The organism is Bradyrhizobium sp. LA6.1 (assembly GCF_040547805.1).
GTDB classification, from domain to species: domain Bacteria; phylum Pseudomonadota; class Alphaproteobacteria; order Rhizobiales; family Xanthobacteraceae; genus Bradyrhizobium; species Bradyrhizobium barranii.
On the sequence record NZ_JBEPQK010000025.1, the window covers coordinates 55554 to 69305 of the forward strand.

Annotated in this window: 15 protein-coding genes and 3 pseudogenes; 15 read left to right on the forward strand and 3 right to left on the reverse strand. The window is 58.8% G+C overall.

From position 1 onward, the window contains the following. Window positions 1-309 precede the first annotated feature (309 nt). Both ABIB99_RS39570 and ABIB99_RS39575 read left to right on the forward strand, forming a co-directional pair. On the forward strand, window positions 310-510 hold the full coding sequence (locus ABIB99_RS39570; RefSeq protein WP_247314869.1) for a hypothetical protein: 201 nt from the start codon (window positions 310-312) through the stop codon (window positions 508-510). An 18-nt stretch (window positions 511-528) separates the two neighbouring features. Further along, a complete protein-coding gene (locus tag ABIB99_RS39575; RefSeq protein ID WP_354121980.1) occupies window positions 529-933 on the forward strand; it encodes a hypothetical protein in 405 nt (134 codons plus the stop codon). A gap of 254 nt (window positions 934-1187) precedes the next feature. On the opposite strand, the pseudogene ABIB99_RS39580 reads toward ABIB99_RS39575, so the two are convergent. Continuing rightward, window positions 1188-1415, reverse strand: a pseudogene (locus ABIB99_RS39580) (adenylate/guanylate cyclase domain-containing protein); the annotation flags it as partial. Between the two features lie 82 nt (window positions 1416-1497). Continuing rightward, a pseudogene (locus ABIB99_RS39585) lies at window positions 1498-1623 on the reverse strand (hypothetical protein); the annotation flags it as partial. A gap of 170 nt (window positions 1624-1793) precedes the next feature. On the opposite strand from ABIB99_RS39585, the pseudogene ABIB99_RS39590 reads away from it, so the two are divergent. Continuing rightward, window positions 1794-1895 (forward strand): annotated as a pseudogene (locus tag ABIB99_RS39590) (thiaminase II); the annotation flags it as partial. Between the two features lie 473 nt (window positions 1896-2368). Here ABIB99_RS39590 and ABIB99_RS39595 read toward each other — a convergent pair. Then, window positions 2369-3367 (reverse strand): AraC family transcriptional regulator, encoded by a 999-nt coding sequence (locus tag ABIB99_RS39595; RefSeq protein WP_354121979.1) that lies wholly within the window; start codon window positions 3365-3367, stop codon window positions 2369-2371. 292 nt (window positions 3368-3659) lie between these two features. Here ABIB99_RS39595 and ABIB99_RS39600 point away from each other — a divergent pair, with 292 nt between their 5' ends. From ABIB99_RS39600 to ABIB99_RS39655, 12 genes are all read left to right on the forward strand, one after another. Beyond that, window positions 3660-4139 carry a helix-turn-helix domain-containing protein gene (locus ABIB99_RS39600; RefSeq protein WP_354121978.1) on the forward strand — a complete coding sequence of 160 codons (480 nt, stop codon included), beginning with the start codon at window positions 3660-3662 and terminating at the stop codon, window positions 4137-4139. Window positions 4140-4195: 56 nt separating this feature from the next. Further along, window positions 4196-4345, forward strand: a complete 150-nt coding sequence (locus tag ABIB99_RS39605; RefSeq protein ID WP_354121977.1) for a hypothetical protein — start codon at window positions 4196-4198, stop codon at window positions 4343-4345. Beyond that, the gene (locus tag ABIB99_RS39610) at window positions 4333-5313 is read left to right on the forward strand and encodes an HlyD family secretion protein (protein WP_354121976.1); all 981 of its coding nucleotides are present in this window, start codon (window positions 4333-4335) and stop codon (window positions 5311-5313) included. Before ABIB99_RS39605 ends, ABIB99_RS39610 begins: the two co-directional genes overlap by 13 nt. 257 nt (window positions 5314-5570) lie before the next feature. Further along, window positions 5571-6251: a hypothetical protein gene (locus tag ABIB99_RS39615; protein ID WP_354121975.1), complete on the forward strand. Its 681-nt coding sequence runs from the start codon at window positions 5571-5573 to the stop codon at window positions 6249-6251. 270 nt (window positions 6252-6521) lie between these two features. Then, the gene (locus ABIB99_RS39620) at window positions 6522-7964 is read left to right on the forward strand and encodes a DUF1254 domain-containing protein (protein ID WP_354121974.1); all 1443 of its coding nucleotides are present in this window, start codon (window positions 6522-6524) and stop codon (window positions 7962-7964) included. Between the two features lie 259 nt (window positions 7965-8223). Continuing rightward, window positions 8224-9189 (forward strand): helix-turn-helix domain-containing protein, encoded by a 966-nt coding sequence (locus tag ABIB99_RS39625; protein ID WP_354121973.1) that lies wholly within the window; start codon window positions 8224-8226, stop codon window positions 9187-9189. A 360-nt stretch (window positions 9190-9549) separates the two neighbouring features. Continuing rightward, entirely contained in the window at window positions 9550-10293 is a 744-nt protein-coding gene (locus ABIB99_RS39630) for an outer membrane protein (RefSeq protein WP_354121972.1), read from the forward strand. A gap of 80 nt (window positions 10294-10373) precedes the next feature. Further along, the gene (locus ABIB99_RS39635; protein WP_354121971.1) at window positions 10374-11090 is read left to right on the forward strand and encodes an outer membrane protein; all 717 of its coding nucleotides are present in this window, start codon (window positions 10374-10376) and stop codon (window positions 11088-11090) included. 26 nt (window positions 11091-11116) lie between these two features. Further along, window positions 11117-11593, forward strand: coding sequence for a DUF992 domain-containing protein (locus ABIB99_RS39640; protein ID WP_354122500.1), 477 nt, complete (start codon window positions 11117-11119; stop codon window positions 11591-11593). Window positions 11594-11678: 85 nt separating this feature from the next. After that, the gene (locus tag ABIB99_RS39645; RefSeq protein ID WP_502916684.1) at window positions 11679-12005 is read left to right on the forward strand and encodes an HdeA/HdeB family chaperone; all 327 of its coding nucleotides are present in this window, start codon (window positions 11679-11681) and stop codon (window positions 12003-12005) included. Between the two features lie 51 nt (window positions 12006-12056). Further along, entirely contained in the window at window positions 12057-12206 is a 150-nt protein-coding gene (locus ABIB99_RS39650; protein WP_502916683.1) for a DUF992 domain-containing protein, read from the forward strand. Window positions 12207-12210: 4 nt separating this feature from the next. Then, a complete protein-coding gene (locus ABIB99_RS39655; RefSeq protein WP_354121969.1) occupies window positions 12211-13548 on the forward strand; it encodes a TAXI family TRAP transporter solute-binding subunit in 1338 nt (445 codons plus the stop codon). The last annotated feature ends 204 nt before the right edge of the window (window positions 13549-13752 follow it).

Genomic DNA, 13752 nt, shown 5'->3' on the forward strand with positions numbered 1-13752 from the left:
GCCTGCGCGCCAGCCCCGGTGGCTGCGAAGTCGAACAGAGGGTGCTCCGCCGGTGGCCGCCCCACCGCGCTTCACGAGCTTTCGATTGCGCTCTCCCGGAGGTTGCGCTGAATGAGAGCAATATTGCGAACCGGTTTTCAGCGCAGGTCCGCCGGTAGAGACGACCTTGTCCTCCGTGGTTTCGGGACTGGGTCGCCTGTCTTTGGGGGAATTGGGGCAGCTACTCTGACCGCTCACCTTGTTCAAGATTCCGAATCCCAAAATCGAAAAATTGCGCTAGGATCGGGCTTTCCCGCATAGGGGCATTTCATGTTCGACACCTCCACCACCGCGCTTTTGCGCGCGGTTCTCGACGAAGTCTGCGAGAGCGTTTCGCGCCGCGAGATCGGAGCGCGCACCCACGTCGCCACGAAGATACTGGAAGCCGCCGCCCGCGGAGAGGTGTCGCCCGAAACTCTCAAGCAGGTCGGGCGTCAAGCTCTCTCGCAAGCCCCGACCATGTGGCGCTGACCGGGCGAGGAGGCGGGGGTGAATTTTCAGGTCACGGTGCTGAAGATCCTGGTGAGCTACCCGGATGGATTTGCCGTGATGGCCGACCTCAAGCGCGACATGGCGATCCTGGCGACCAGCGGTCGGGACTGGGCCGACCGCACCAAGCGGCTGGCGGCGCGCGTGCCGGACCTGGACATCTTTTCGCAAGGCCTCGTCGCGCGCGAGAGTGGCGGCTGGAAGATCACTGCCGAGGGGCGGACGGTGCTGGAACTCATGGAGGCGCGCCCGGTCGCCGACCTGGCGATAGAGACGGTACCGGCCGTAGATGCGCCGTTGCCGCCGCTGCCGCAGCCGGCCGAGCGGGCGAAGCGCCGTCGCGAACGTCGCGAGCGTGCGCGCGAGGCGCGTGAACGGGCCCGGGCGAACGCTTCCTCTGCGTAATGGCGCCCTGCAGACGTTCCTGGATCGAAGCCGTAGGTCATTGCGGCGAGAGAGCGACGCGAGCCATCGCGACTTAACGCAGCGCGCATCGTGCTCTTGTACTCTCGCAACAGGTTCTTCCGTGAGAACCGTCGGCCTTCGCCTCGCCGCATTGCTGCGATCGCGTATGTCGGCATGGGACTGATTGTTATGCGATGGACTTCCATCTTTTGACCGATGCCCTTCAGGTTTTCGTAGTTGCGCGACACCGAGCTTGATTTGACGATATCACCCACGCCTGGCGCCTCCATCACCGTTGCACTGATGCAAACTTCGTCGACTTCTGCGAGACCTTGCACGCGTGCGGCGATATTCACGTCCTGTCCGAAATAGTCGATCCGGTCGTTGAGCGTCACCGCAATCGCCCGCCCCCTGTGGACACCGACCTTGAGGCCCAGCGGTCGCGAAGCAGTCCGGTTGAATCGCGACAGCTCTTCGATCATCTCGATGGAGGGCGCACACCGCGTCCTGGGGACGCTCGAACCCGGCCATGACCGCGTCGCCAATCGTCTTGATAATGGTGCCGGATCGCTCACTGATGATCCTGTTCAAGATCTCGAAGTGTTGGCGAACCAAGAAATACGCGTTCACATCACCAACGCTTTCATACAGCGGGGTCGACTGCTTCAGATCGGTGAACAGAAAAGTCATGTCTGAGACTTTGATGCTCTCGCCCTCATCCACCAGCTGCGCCTTGTAGAGTTCGCGGAAGCTCGGGGTGAGCAGCAACCGCTTGCCCGAAAAAAACGGTTCATATTCGACCAGATGGGGCGCGAAACCGAAGGGATACTGGACGAACCAGAAGCGGCCGCGATCGCCGGCCGGCCCGCGAGGCAGAGTTGATTGCGATCTTCAAGGAAGCCACCCGACTCGAGGCAGACTTCTGGGAGATGGGCTGGCGCGCGGGCCAGCGTGTCGAATAGCCCCTTTGGTAGTTGTCAGGCTCATAACCTGAAGGTCATAGGTTCAAATCCTATCCCCGATTTGAACCTACCGTTCGACAAGGTTTTGAGTTTTAGGCGGACGATCGGAGGAAATATCGCAGATTCGCTCCGTGTGGGGAAAGGCGGTAGGGTCTTCCGCCACCAATCTGCGATATTGCTTGCGATCCTACGACTTTCAGCGATTTCGTGCGCCCGTCGAAGTGGGCTGACCTCCATCAACGCGACCAAATCGTCCCACGACTCGAGGTCTTACGGGAACGTTGAGCCCCACTTGATATTGCCGGTGGCCGTCCACCAAGGCGTCGGTTCGCAACTGTAATATCTTTGGTTTTGCATGCGGCGACAGGCCGAGGCCTCACGCTCAGCAGCGGACATATGCTGCCGAAAATTACCAGTATACGCCGATCGAAAGCCGAGCTTCGCGTTGGAAGCTCATATCACGGGACCGACGCCTATTGCGGCTTCCATTTGCCGCGAAACTCTCTCGGTGTAATTCCGGAAAATCGACGGAAAGCGCGAGTGAAATGCGCAGGGTCGGTGTAGCCCGAGGAAAATGCGACATCGATAATCTTGGCATTCGTGTCGCGCAGAAGTTTAGCGGCATTCTCAAAGCGGACGCCATCGAGCAAGTCAGAATATGTAACGCCCGCGCTTGAAAGTTTGCGCTGAAAGCTCCTGATGCTGATGCCGGCCATCTCTGCGATTTCTGCGATAGTTGGAATTCTATCGTCCAGGTAGGACGGCAGCATCAATTTGACTGCTGAGACGATTTCGTGGCCGGACGGCCCAACGTCGTCGCTATGTGAAGGCGCCGACGTCTCGACGGCGAGATTGGGGAGATCCAGAAATGAAACGGGAATATCGATCCACGAGGAATCCTGATCCGACATGAAGCGGGTATTTTGCCAGAACGACCGAGTCTCAAGGCTCGGTTCATAGCGGGCCTCGAAGGCCATGGTCGCCGGAACCCAATGGGGGCCGGAAAATTGCCTTACGATCTGCATCATGTAAACATTCTGAAGCCACTGCGAATGCTCAAGATGCGGCATCTTGGCCGTGCCCGCGATCTTGCTGCAAATTCTCACGTGATCGCCGTTGCGCTCCAGCCACACACTCACAGTCGTGTCTTCAAGCGACGCCCATTTGCACAATTGCCGCAGGGCAACAAGTAGCGTCGGTGAGAAGCGGATGATGGCGCGCATCTTTTCGCTCACGTGGCAGAATTGCAGCCGGCGCGCAGCTTGAAATCCAATGTCTGTGATGGCTTGCGACCGCTGTGCGGCTTCCGCGAAACGTACCGCTTGCAGGATTGGGATATAGCGGTCGGCCTTCTCTTCCAAAGAAGCTGGAAGGCGAAACTTGGTCAGCAACGCTTCTGTTGGAGCCCCGATCTCGTCACAAATGGCAGCGACAGGAATGATGAATTGGCAACGGGTCAAAGGAATGGTCATTTTCTGTCTTTCGTGCAGAATTTGAGTTTCGGCGGCCTCTCCCGTTTCGAGATGCGGCTTGGCTGAACTGTCGAAAGCCTAACAGTTCTCGGTTGGCGCGTATTGCAAAATGTTGCCAGATGCATTTGGAGGCGGAAGGGGGGAGGGTCTGGGTTGACCGCTGGGAGCAGGCGCGCTGTTCGGTTTCGGCTTGGCGGCTTATGGCAAGACCGCTCACGATTCCCCACTCATGCTCCAGCAAGAAGAAGGCTAGACGAGGCGTCACGGCTCTTCACCAGATGTCTTCGGTCCCATGAAGCCAGTTCAAATACCTTCCCGATACTCGGTGCGGGCAGCGATTGCTGCCTCACTGTGTCACGGTGACGCAGCCCTTCTACACACAGCACTCCAACTGGGGTTGAGCCCGCGCTCGTTGCAGCGTCATCTCGCCGGAATGGGCACCAGCTACAGTGACTTGGTTGCGGAAGTGCGCCTCGATACAGCCTGCTTCCTGCTTCTAGATTCCAACGAGCGTATATCGGACATCGCCTTGCGCCTCGGCTATGCGGGAACGAGTAGCTTCAGCCGTGTCTTCATGCGTTTGACAAAGATACAGCCTGTCATCTATCGGCGGCAGCGAGCTGTTCAAAGAAATGACAAGTCCCGACTCGGCAAGGAGCCGCATGCGGGCAATCAGCAGAAGCCGTCGCGACTGGCGCGAAATGGCAAGACATCTTCCCAGCCAAGCCGGAGTAACGTCGTGCGCCCTAGACAAGGGAAAAAACCGTTCTAATGGCACTGACTGAAGAACGTTAGCGTCAGCCCGCCACCGCTACGACAGGACAAGCGATGTTCATCATTCTCGTCAGCTACCTTGTCTTGATTTGGCTGGCATTTTCGAAGTTCAAGCTGATACGCCTGACCTGGTCGTCCGGAGCCGTCGCGGCCCTTGCAGGCATTGCCATTCTCGCCGTCTTCACGTCTTCATGGCGATGCTGAATTATCTCAGCCCGAACGGGCGCGTCGTGGTCGTATCACGTGTCGTGGAGGTGACGCCGAACGTCAGTGGCGAGGTGATTGCGATCCCCGTCAAACCAAACGTGCCGATAAAGGCCGACGCGGTCTTGTTCGAAATTGACCCGACGCCGTTTCGATACAAGGTCCGTCAGCTTGAAGCTGCACTAATCGCCGCTCAGCATCAGGCTGAGGTGCTGAAGGCGAATTACGATCAGGCCAATGCCGACGTGGCGGGTCTTGAAAAGCAGGTCGCCTTTCATGAAAAGAGGCTGAACGATATTGCCTCCCTGACGAACAGCGGAGCCGCCACGTCGTTTCGTGAACAGGATACGCGCGAGCAACTCGATATTACGATTGCCCAGTTGCAGTCCGCAAAGGCGCAACAGCGGAGCGCGAGGGCCTCGTTCGAATCGTCGATCGGCGGTGTCAACACCACCGTGGTGCAGACTCATGCGCAACTCGATGACGCAAAATGGGAGCTTGAGCAGACGACGGTCAAGGCGCCCTCGGACGGCTACGCCAGCGTCGTGGCGCTCGCGGTCGGTGCGCGCGCCCTGCGGGCGCGTGCGGCGATGTCCTTTATCGTAGAGTCCGACATTTCCATTGTCGGTGTGTTTTCGCAGAATGGCTTTGGCACCATCAAGCCCGGCGCGCGGGTGAGACTCGTTTTCGACAACGACCCTGGACGCATCTACGAGGCCAGGATCACGGAGATTCCGGAGGGGGTCGGGCAGGGGCAGATTGCGGTATCAGGGACGCTCGCTCGTGTCGGATCAATCGGCGGTACGAGCGCGTATCCCGCGGTGATTTCGCTTCCAGCGGACGCCAACCGCTCCATCTTGCGCCTCGGTACGTCGGGCGCGGCGACAGTGTTCGCCGAAAATGCGGGTCCCATCGGGCTCATCGCCCGTATCGTGCTCTGGGTCCGGTCCTATGCGGCTTATCTGTAAGAATTCGATAGCGATCCGGCAGCAAGAATTAGCGAAGGCCGCAGCCATTGGCGTGAAATGGCAAGATATCGTCCCCGGTTGCCGCGAAATAGCGGCGTGAAAACCACTTCCCGGTGCTCACCGGATGCCGGCAACGATGGTCTGAGTTGGGGCGGAGAGCATGACACGGGACACAGGGATCCGGCAGCCGAGGGGCCCCGTTTGAGGGCACGACTTCGGCCTGCCGCCGTGCGGACAGGATATAGAAAGGTGAACCAATGACGATACAGCGTGCCGCTCTTCTCGCCATTGCCGCTGCTGGCATGGCGTGTGTGCCGACGTTCCTTTCCGCTCAATCGGCAGCCGAGCCGAAGCCGCACATGCCGTTGGAGAAATCCATCGGACAGTCGAAGCCCGAGGTCGTTCCGTCGTTGTTTGTTCTCAACTCCAAGGGCGCCAGCCTGAAGGATGGAAAGCTCGTTCTCGCCGGAGTTTCTCCGAGTGCCATCGTATTTGCGGATCGCCCCGTGCGGGCTGCCGGACATGATCTGACGGCGCGGATCGTCGAGGATTGGGGCAACGGCAGCGACAATTTCGCAAAGGATCCGCCGAACGCTACGGTGTCCGGATTCAAGAAGGACGGATCGGCTGTCTTCGACGCGGTGGTTGTGCTGAAGTCGCCGAAGCTCGAAGGCGACAAGCTGACTTTCGACGTCGATGTGCTCGAAGGTGATCTGGCAGGAGCGGATGGGCCGGCATCGATCTTCATCGACATCATTGGCCGGCCGCTGACGCCGCTGTCGTTTGCTGGTGTCGCCCGCAGAACGGCCTGGCGCGGCGCTTACTATCGCGGCGCTGCTGTTGCTGGGGCCGCGGCTGTCGGAGCGGCTGCTGTGGCTGCCTATCCTTATTACTACCCGCCGCGCTGTGGCTATTATCCCTATCCGCCTTGCTACTAGGGATCCGCGCGACAATTCGAAATGACCTGATGGCAAGCGCAGGCGGGGCGTCGCTATCATGAGTATACTGCAATCTTGCAGGTTCTTCGCTAGCGCGTCGATCGCAAGCGCGAATGTGCCGGTCGCAGGCGTGACTGCCGGCTGCTGCGCAAGACCGAGGCCGCGGCCAATATGTTGGTCGGTACATCACCATTAAACCGCAATGGATTTCCTGACATCGACTGCGGATAGTTTCGAAAACTCAATCGAACAGCAAAGGAGCACCGGAAAATGTTGACGAAGCGAGAGTTACTTCGCTCTACCGCGGCGATCGCCGCGCTCGCCGCCATGACGGCGAAGTACAGCCCGGCAGTTGCGCAGAACAAGGCCGATTGGCCCAGGCTGTTGGAGGCCAAGGACATCGCCGAGGAAGGCTTCATCTACGGTCTGCCGATCGTGATGAACTATGCCATCATGTACGAGTACGCGGTAGATCGGAATTCAGGGCAGTTCAAAGCGCCGTTCAACCAAATCAAGAACGAGCCCAACGTTTACACCTACAAGGACACGGCAATCGTCACGCCGAACAGCGACACGCCTTATTCCTTCGTCTGGCTGGATTTGCGGGCGGAGCCGGTGGTGCTCTCGGTGCCGGCGATCGACCCGAAGCGCTACTACTCGGTCATGCTCTGTGACGGCAACACCTACAATTACGGCTATATCGGTACCCGAGCCACAGGGAGCGATGCAGGCGACTACATGGTGGTCGGGCCTGACTGGAAGGGTGATACCCCGGCGGGCATCAAGCAGGTGTTTCGCTCGAGCACAAAGTTTGCCCTCGCGGGCTATCGCACCCAGCTCTTTGGCCCGGATGATCTCGACAACGTCAAGAAGGTGCAGGCTGGCTACAAGGTGCAGATGCTCTCGGCCTATCTGAAGCAGACGCCGCCAGCGGCCGCGCCAACCATCGAATTTCCCAAGATCGACAAGGAACTCGTGAAGACCAACTTCTTCGATTATCTCGACTTCGCTCTGCAATTCGCGCCGGCGCAGGGTAATGAGAAGGAGATACGCGTCAAGCTGGCGCGCATCGGCGTTGGTCCTGGGAAGAGCTTCAACTTCAAGGACCTGCCAATGGAGCATAAGCTGGAGCTCGGCCTCGGCATGAAGGAGGGCCAGCGAAAGGTCGACGAGGCCGTCGCCAATGCAGGCAAGGCGATCAATGGCTGGCGGGTTAGCGGTCTCCCAGGAGATAGCGCCCACTACAATGGCGACTGGTTGAAGCGTGCCGTCGCCGCTCAGGCCGGCATTTATGGCAATGACCCGGCGGAAGCGACCTATCCGTTCACGCGGGTTGACAGCGACGGCCAGACGCTTGACGGCAGCAAGCACAATTACACACTGACCTTCCCGGCGGGACAACTGCCGCCGGTGAACTCCTTCTGGTCGGTGACGATGTATGACGGCAAGAGCCAACTCCTGGTCAAGAACCCGATCAATCGCTACCTCATCAACTCTCCGATGTTGCCGGCGATGAAAACCGACGCAGACGGTTCTCTGACGCTGTACATTCAAAAAGACAGCCCCGGCGCGGACAAGGAAGCAAATTGGCTTCCGGCGCCGGCTGACAAAATCTATCTCGTGATGCGCCTGTACTGGCCGAGGCCCACGGCACCTTCGATTCTGCCGCCCGGCAACGGCACCTGGCAGCCGCCTGCTATCAAGCGTGTTTGATGGCATCTGGACCAGTCATGCGGCCCTGAAGGTTGCTTGAGCGTCCGAACTCGTACTGGCGTCGTTGGCCGGCGCGAGTCCGAGCGTGACTCACGGGCTCTCAAGCACAATCGGAAGGGAAGATGGTGAGCAACGGGCGGAGCGCTGATCCTCGCGGCAATACTCGGCTTGGCGGAACAATCGGCGCCCACAGATCGACCTTTGCGCCTGCGCAGACAGCGAAGGAGCCCGCAGGAAACCGGGTGGGAGGACTCTTCCGTTGGCGGCTGCTAGCGACGTAGCATCACACAGCCTTAGCTTTGACGAATATTCCGACATGGTTGTTGGAGCGACGGGGAATTTCCTGCTGACTAGTGCCAGTCAAGCTCCCTGGTCGGTCGATCATTGCAAATTGGGCTCGATCGTCTTGCAGTTTGGCCTGGAGGGTGGCTCCAAGATCTTGCACGGCATTTCGTGTCCAGATGCTTTGAGCTTTATCTTTCAGGATGAGAAAATTGCTGATCGCCTGATTTTTGATGGTCAAATCCTTCAGCCTCACGACTTCGTGGTGCTTCCGCCTCGGAGCGAGTTTACGTTCGCGTCGTGCGGCATCCATCGTTGGATGTCGATTTCGATGCCTGTTGGGCTCTTTGAAACATTTGTTATCAGGACCGGAAGAAGCGATCTTACATGGCTCGAGAAAGAGAAGTGCGCCATTTCGTCCCCGAAACAATTTCTCAATTGCTTGACTGCGGCAACAGCGAGCACAGCGACCCTCGTGCGCAAGGAGCAAGCGCCGACGCTCCACGGATTTGGTATTGATCGGTTGTTAAACGCATTGATCGGTGCAATTGCGGGCTCGGACAACGAAATGTGTCTCCCAACGGAGAAGTCCCGATTGTCCAGCGACACCGTGGCAAAAGCTTTGAAGTATGCCCGTGGTCAGAAATGGGGAGGGCTTCAGGTTGCTGACCTGGCCCTCGCTGCTGACGTAACAAGCCGGACGCTGTTGAGGACGTTCCGGCAGCAGCTGGGCGTCGGGCCGGCAAGCTATCTTAAGCTACGTCAACTCAACAAGGTCCGCCGTGCACTCCGCGGAAAATGTGTGCCGTCAAGTAAAGTCACAAACATCATGAGCGAACACGGCGTTACTGAATTCGGTCGTTTTGCCTCGGAATACAAAGCCCTTTTTGGAGAGCGCCCATCGGAGACGGTGGCGAGGTCGCGGGTGCAAAGAGCGGGATGACGCGATGCGCTTGAGCCGGCATCATCGGCCGCAGCGCGCAAATTCGCTAAGTGCAATTCGCGCCTCCGAGCGCGCCTAAAAGAAGCGCGGACGCAACCGCCTGCGAAATGGCATTCGACCACATGGTAGGCCGCCTTGTTCAGTGACCGGTTTCCGACGAAGCATGTGGCTTCAAGACTGGCCTTGAGGTCGGTTGATGCTGCCGAAACGGAAGCGTCGCGCTGCAGTGTACCGAATTTGCAACGGGCCAACTTCTTTCGAAGGTTGTCCGATTTTACATAGCGACCGGTAGTTGACCCAAATACTTTCGGTACAGGCCCGCGAACTTGCGGCTGATGTGTGTTTCCAAAGGATTCAAAAATGAAAAAGATCGTACTCGCCGCTGCTGCGTTCGCTGCATTCGTAGCCCCTGCGTTCGCTGCCGACCTGCCGCAGCGAACTTACGCCCCGGTCAAGGCCCCCTTGATGGCTGCGGTCTACGACTGGACCGGCTTCTACATCGGCGGTAACGGCGGCTATGGAACGAGCCGTAATTGCTGGGGTGTCGTACCGGCAGGTGGCGCGGTCATTCCCGACGGTTGCCACAGTCAGTCGGGAGGCGTCATCGGTGGACAGGTCGGCTACCGTTGGCAGGCTGGTCAGTTTGTGTTCGGTCTGGAAGGCCAGGGCGACTGGGCAAGCATGCGCAGTTCACACGTGAGTGTTGTTGATCCGCTTCTTGCCGATTCTTCCAAGGTTACTAGCTTGGGCCTTTTCACCGGCCAGGTTGGCTACGCCTGGAACGCAGCGTTGCTGTATTTGAAAGGCGGCGCGGCGGTGACGAACAACAACCTTCTTCAAGCGACCACGTTTGGAGGCGTTGGCCTGAACTATGCGACCTCAACCCGTTGGGGCGGCGCCATCGGCGTTGGGTTCGAATACGGCTTCACGCCGAACTGGTCGGCCGCCATTGAATACGATCGCTTGATCATGGGTAATGCCAACAATTCCTTCTCGGTACCGGCAGGCGCTGCTGCTGTGGTCAATCGGATCAGCCAAGATGTGGATCTGATCACCGTGCGAGTGAACTACAAATTCGGTGGACCCGTCGTTGCGGCATACTGATCTTTGCTAGCTAACGCAAAGGCCGGCTTGGCAGCTGGCCCTCGTCGGCCTCTTGGCCATTTTGGAGCGGAGTTTTCGTGATGAACGACATGAAGAAGTTTATTATTGGAGCAGCGTTTGCTGCAGTCAGTGCTACCGGCGCCTTTGCGGCAGACCTTCCTGTGCAGGCCTATAGGAGCGCGCCCGTGGTGGCCCAGGTCTATAACTGGACCGGCCTCTATGTCGGCGTGAACGGAGGTTACGGCTGGGGCTCGCAAGATCCGCTGACGCTCGTCTCCAACAGGTTCGACCGTACAAGCTTCAATATCAGTGGCGGGATGCTCGGCGGCACCATGGGCGCCCAGATCCAGCAGGGATATGTGGTGATCGGCCTCGAGGGTGATCTCGATTGGGCGAACATCAAGGGCAACGGCATCTCAAATCCGGCTATCGCTGGCATCGGGCAGGGTATTACGCTCGATATCGCGTCCAAGGTCAGCGCCATTGGAACGGCAAGAGCACGCGTTGGCGTCGCTTTGAATAACTCGCTGTTCTACGTAACCGGCGGTGCGGCATTTGTGAAATCGAGCGCCAATGGCACCTCAGTTGCGGGCTTGCCTTGCGGTACGCTTGGTGTGCTCCTGAATTGCGCGGCCTCCGCCTGGCGCCCTGGCATCGTTGCAGGCCTGGGCATCGAATATGGCTTCACACCTAACTGGTCCTTGAAGGGTGAATATCTTTTCACGCAGGTGGTCGGCACGGGCGTAAGCACTGACAAGCTCAATACCTTCCGCGGCGGCATCAATTATCGATTTTGAAATGGAAGATGCGGGGAGGGTTTATTATGAGTCCTAAGGCATTGGCTCTTTGTGCAACGTTGGTTGCACTTGCCGGTCCTGCTTCGGCCCAGACGCCGACATGGACCCAGACTGGTATGCTTAGCTGTAGGCTTAACCCGAGCATTGGCTTCATTATCGTTGGACACCAGTCGATGGAGTGCCGCTTCGTGCCATCCATGCCCGGTCCCCCACAACTTTACGAGGGTGCCCTCAACACGGTGGGAATTGATATTGGGATCATCGGTGGCGGCGTCTTGGCGTGGGGCGTTCTGGCGCCCAGCGCCGGCGTTCCTGCCGGCGCTCTGGCTGGCACCTATGTTGGTGCAAGCGGTGATGTGGCGTTGGGCGTTGGTGTTGGGGCAAACGTTCTGGTCGGCGGATCCAACAGAAGCTTCGCACTGCAACCTGTGTCAGTCGAGGGCTCGGTCGCGCTGGATGTCACACTTGGTCTGTCAGCGCTTCAACTGCGATCGGTTCCTTGAGCAAAGCGCGCCTGCCGCGGAACACCCAAGTCGAACAAGAGATAGAGGATTCAGAATGCGGTATTGTTACCTTCTTGCAGTTGCTATGACAATCGCTTGCTCCGGTGCTCTCGCCCAGACGCCGCTGTCGACCTACGTCGACAGCAACGGCTTCATCGATGTGCAGAAACTGACATGCGCCCAACTCGCGGGCACCTACCAGGAAGACGCGGACGCCCTGACGTCCTGGTACAGCGGTTGGTACAACGGTCTGGCCAAGAAGCACTACCTGGATCTCAGGAAGGGAAAGGTCGTGGAGCATGAGGTGATCCAGTACTGTAAGGCAAATCCTGACAAATTCATCATCGAAGCCATCGCTGTCGTATTCAAGGATGAGCGGGCGAAACTGGGAGTTCGGATGAAGGCCGATTGAGAGAAGAGCGCCATTCGTTAGGTCTAGTGTTCGATGATAGGAGACCTGCTGATGTTGCCCATTGCGAAGCGTACAGTTGCCAACGGGCTATTTGGTGGTTCAAACCGCACCATTGCACTGCAGCCGCTCTCGGTGGAGGGGCAGGCGGGCATCAATGTTTCCTTGGGGGTATGCGGCCTGATCCTGGCGTTCGTATCGTGATGTCATGAGCACGCTCGCAATCAATCTGTGGCCGCGATGGCTCAGGATATTGATTGTCGGAGCAGCCACGGCCGCGGCGATCGGCAGCGGATGGTTCGCGTATCGGTACTTCGCAAAGCCTGTTGTGCTCACCGTGGCTGCCGGGTCGGCCGATGGCGAGTCGCTGGCGCTGATCTCGGCGATATCAGCGCGCCTGTCGGCGTCGAACTCTCATGTCCTGTTGAAGGTCAGCGATGCCGGAAGTTCAGCGAAGGCCGCCGAATTGTTGGCGGCGGGCAACGCCAATCTTGCAGTCGTTCGCGGCGACACCAGAGGCCTGGCGGACGCGCGGAGCGTTCTGGTCCTGACCCATGGGGTGGTCCTGATCGTGACGCCCGCGGCTGTCAGCGCCGACAGCCTCGGTGACTTGCACGATACGACCATTGGTGTCGTCGGCGGCGCCGTCAACGCTCCGACAGTTGAGGCCCTCAAGCAGGTGTATCAATTCGACCGCGCCAAGGTCACCTTTCAGAATGTTGCCATCAACGACGCTGCGGCGTCGCTCGCATCAGGAAAAGTTCACGCGTTGCTGGCCGTTGTTCCGCTAACGGAGAAATACCTCGCCAAAGTCAGGCAGTTCTTTCACCAGGAACGCGCTAAAGGGTCGGGGCCAAAACTGATCGAAATCGAGTCGGCTGGCGCGGTCGCCAACATCGCGCAGTATTACGAGAGCTATGACATCCCGAAGGGCACCTTGCGGGGCGCTCCGCCGGTTCCCTCCGATGACCTGACGTCGCTGCGCTTGTCGTATTTTCTCGTCGCCAACAAGTCAGTCAATGTCGACGCCATTACCGATCTGGCGCAGTCGCTGGTCGATGCAAAACGGGATCTGCTGTCACAGTTTCCGATATTGTCCCAGGCCGCGGCGCCGAGCACGGATGCGGACGCGTTGATCCCGATCCATCCGGGGGCTGCGACCTATTACAATGGCAACCAGCAGAGCTTCTTCGACAAATACGATGACAAGCTTTACTACGGGTCGCTGCTGCTCGGCTCTCTGATCTCCATCCTCGTGGCAGCCTGGCGTTTCGCCCGCTCAGGCAGCGGACCGGAAAGTATGCTGGAGCCGCTTTACGAGCTTGGCAACGAAATCAGGATGGCGAAGAGCGAGGCCGAACTGGACCAAATTGAACGGAGAATTGACGGCATCCTCAAGACTGAACTCGCCAGAAATGCAGGCGGTGAGGGCGCCGACGGCGCCGAGATGGCCGCGCTAGGTCTTGCCTCTCAACGGCTCCAATATCTGATGAGCCATTGCCGGATCCGGCTCGGCCACACATCGGCTCGCCCGGCGAGCAACTAGCGCGTGCACGAACACTCACCCTGCTGGGCAAGCGCCGCATCCTTGATCTGGATCAGCGCGGGCGGCGACTATACTCCGGCCGCCATGTCGGCTTGCTCGTCGCACGAGCCGTGCCAGGCATACTTCCCCGTCCGTGCAATAGGGATCGCTTCGCCGTTCCGGCCATCAAACGTGGGATCGATTCCTTCCATAGATGACCGTCCG

What these genes read in the sequence shown, in the direction of transcription:
- ABIB99_RS39620 (WP_354121974.1), top strand. Translation starts at nt 6,522, where the DNA reads ATGTTGACGAAGCGAGAGTTACTTCGCTCTACCGCGGCGATCGCCGCG.
- ABIB99_RS39615 (WP_354121975.1), top strand. Translation starts at nt 5,571, where the DNA reads ATGACGATACAGCGTGCCGCTCTTCTCGCCATTGCCGCTGCTGGCATG.
- ABIB99_RS39570 (WP_247314869.1), top strand. Translation starts at nt 310, where the DNA reads ATGTTCGACACCTCCACCACCGCGCTTTTGCGCGCGGTTCTCGACGAA.
- ABIB99_RS39635 (WP_354121971.1), top strand. Translation starts at nt 10,374, where the DNA reads ATGAACGACATGAAGAAGTTTATTATTGGAGCAGCGTTTGCTGCAGTC.
- ABIB99_RS39595 (WP_354121979.1), bottom strand. Translation starts at nt 3,367, where the DNA reads ATGACCATTCCTTTGACCCGTTGCCAATTCATCATTCCTGTCGCTGCC.
- ABIB99_RS39605 (WP_354121977.1), top strand. Translation starts at nt 4,196, where the DNA reads ATGTTCATCATTCTCGTCAGCTACCTTGTCTTGATTTGGCTGGCATTT.
- ABIB99_RS39640 (WP_354122500.1), top strand. Translation starts at nt 11,117, where the DNA reads ATGAGTCCTAAGGCATTGGCTCTTTGTGCAACGTTGGTTGCACTTGCC.
- ABIB99_RS39600 (WP_354121978.1), top strand. Translation starts at nt 3,660, where the DNA reads ATGAAGCCAGTTCAAATACCTTCCCGATACTCGGTGCGGGCAGCGATT.
- ABIB99_RS39610 (WP_354121976.1), top strand. Translation starts at nt 4,333, where the DNA reads ATGGCGATGCTGAATTATCTCAGCCCGAACGGGCGCGTCGTGGTCGTA.
- ABIB99_RS39650 (WP_502916683.1), top strand. Translation starts at nt 12,057, where the DNA reads ATGTTGCCCATTGCGAAGCGTACAGTTGCCAACGGGCTATTTGGTGGT.
- ABIB99_RS39630 (WP_354121972.1), top strand. Translation starts at nt 9,550, where the DNA reads ATGAAAAAGATCGTACTCGCCGCTGCTGCGTTCGCTGCATTCGTAGCC.
- ABIB99_RS39645 (WP_502916684.1), top strand. Translation starts at nt 11,679, where the DNA reads ATGACAATCGCTTGCTCCGGTGCTCTCGCCCAGACGCCGCTGTCGACC.
- ABIB99_RS39655 (WP_354121969.1), top strand. Translation starts at nt 12,211, where the DNA reads ATGAGCACGCTCGCAATCAATCTGTGGCCGCGATGGCTCAGGATATTG.